Below are 1,699 nucleotides of genomic sequence, written 5' to 3'. Positions count from 1 at the left end.
CGGGTGGCGCCGTCGGGTCGGGCGCGGTCTCGTCGGTCGGGGTCGCGGGCTGCGCCGCGGAATCCCGGACGGGCGGGGCGGCCCGGCCGCGGCGGGCCGGTCGGGCCCGGCCGGTGCCGGTGGTCGGGGAGTCGTTGTCCGGGCGGGTGTCCGCCGGGGCCGGATCGGTCGCGGCGAGCGGGTCGACGTGCCCGGTGCTGTGCGGTCGGGTGTCGGTCGTGGTCACCGTGCCGGAGCCCGGGGCGCCCGTGGGGCCGGTGGCCCGACGCGGCGCGCCGGGGATGTCCGTGGGGCCGGCGGCTCGCTGCGGCGCGCCGGATGCGCCGGGGGTGTCGAATGCGTCGCCCGCGGACGCGAGGTCAGCGTCGGACGCGGCGTCGTCGAGGTCGCCGGTGCGCTGCCGGGGCACCACCGCGTGACGGGCGGCGGCGCGCCGTTCGGCACGCTGGGCGAGTGCCGCCACCAGCACCGAGCCGACCGCGCCGACGACGACCGCGTACGGCGCGACGAAGTGCGCCGAGACCTGGGCGGGGGTGACCCCGGCCAGCCGGGGCACGGCGACGAAGTAGGCGAGCGCGACGAGCAGCGGGCCGGCCGCACCGGACACGGCAGCACCGAGCCGCGACTTGGCCACCCGGGCGCTACGCCGGGCGGCCAGCGCACCGATCAGCAGCGCCGAACCGACGGCCAGCAGCAGTCCCGGCCAGTAGACGTAGTCCCGCAGCCAGAAGCGCGCGCTGTCGGTGCTGAGCTGCCAGATGCCGAGCTGGGCGGTGGTCATGCCGCGTCCGGCGAGCACCCCGTCCGCGACCGACACCATGGCGAGCAGCCAGATCCAGCCGACGGTGGCGATCACGTTGGTCGCGACGGCCCGGGTGTGCAGCGCCCAGATCGCGATCAGCAGCCCGACCAGCACGCCGACGACCGCGTACCCGGCGGCCAGGCTCTGCGGCGAGAAGGTGTCGGGCACGGTCGCGGCCCGGGCCGGTACGGCCACCAGCAGCACCGTGGTCAGCGCGCCCACCGCGCCGGCCACGGCCAGCGTCACCCGGCGCAGCGTGCCGGCGGGTTCGGCGTCGGGCCCGCTCTCCTCCATCCGCTGGGCGCAGACGGCGCCGGCGATGGTGGAGACGGCGGCGATCCAGGTCGCCCAGGCGAGGCTGGCGTACCAGGCGGCGTTGGCGGCGGGGGGCTGGACCGGGGCCCAGTCGATGACGCCCAGCCCGTACGCGAATCCCAGTTGTGCCGCACCCACGCCGGCAGCGACGCCGACCGCGGTGGCGACCGATCCTCCCCAGCCCAGTCTGGCCATGCCGGGGAGCGTAGCGTCCCCTGGTCGGCGCGGCGAGCCGTGTGACGACCGGGACGACGTGCGGTGACGGCTTGGCGCCGCCCGGTACGGTCGCGGGTGACGAGGCGGAGAGTGCGATGAGCGACGGACACACCCTTCTGGACAGTCCCGAGCCGGGACGGCCGGGCCGCGCCCCGTTGCTGATCGGCGGCGGCCTGGCGTTCGTCCTGCTGGCCGCCGTGGGGGCCGGCACCGGCTGGGTGCTGGCCGGTCCGGACGAGTCGTCCCCCACGGACCCGCCGGCCGCGGCCGCGTCGAACGTCCCCACCTCCGTACCGGCCCCGACCTCGGCCACCCCGTCGCGGCCGGAGCAGCCCGCCATGGCCGCGCCGACCGCGCCCCGGACGA

1 protein-coding gene and 1 pseudogene are annotated in these 1,699 nt (G+C 77.9%); one reads left to right on the top strand and one right to left on the bottom strand.

The annotated features are described in order from the left end of the window. Positions 1 to 1,312 (bottom strand): hypothetical protein (locus ACSNN7_RS28875; protein WP_436684206.1); only part of this gene is annotated, 1,312 nt, incomplete at its 3' end. A 116-nt stretch (positions 1,313 to 1,428) separates the two neighbouring features. Between ACSNN7_RS28875 and ACSNN7_RS28870 the strand changes: the two are divergent. Continuing rightward, positions 1,429 to 1,699, top strand: a pseudogene (locus tag ACSNN7_RS28870) (hypothetical protein); the annotation flags it as partial.

Origin of the sequence: Micromonospora sp. URMC 105, from assembly GCF_051386295.1 — a bacterium.
Classification (GTDB): Bacteria; Actinomycetota; Actinomycetes; order Mycobacteriales; family Micromonosporaceae; genus Micromonospora.
The sequence above is the reverse complement of the archived record's forward strand: the minus strand, read 5'-3'. Positions and strand labels throughout refer to the sequence as shown.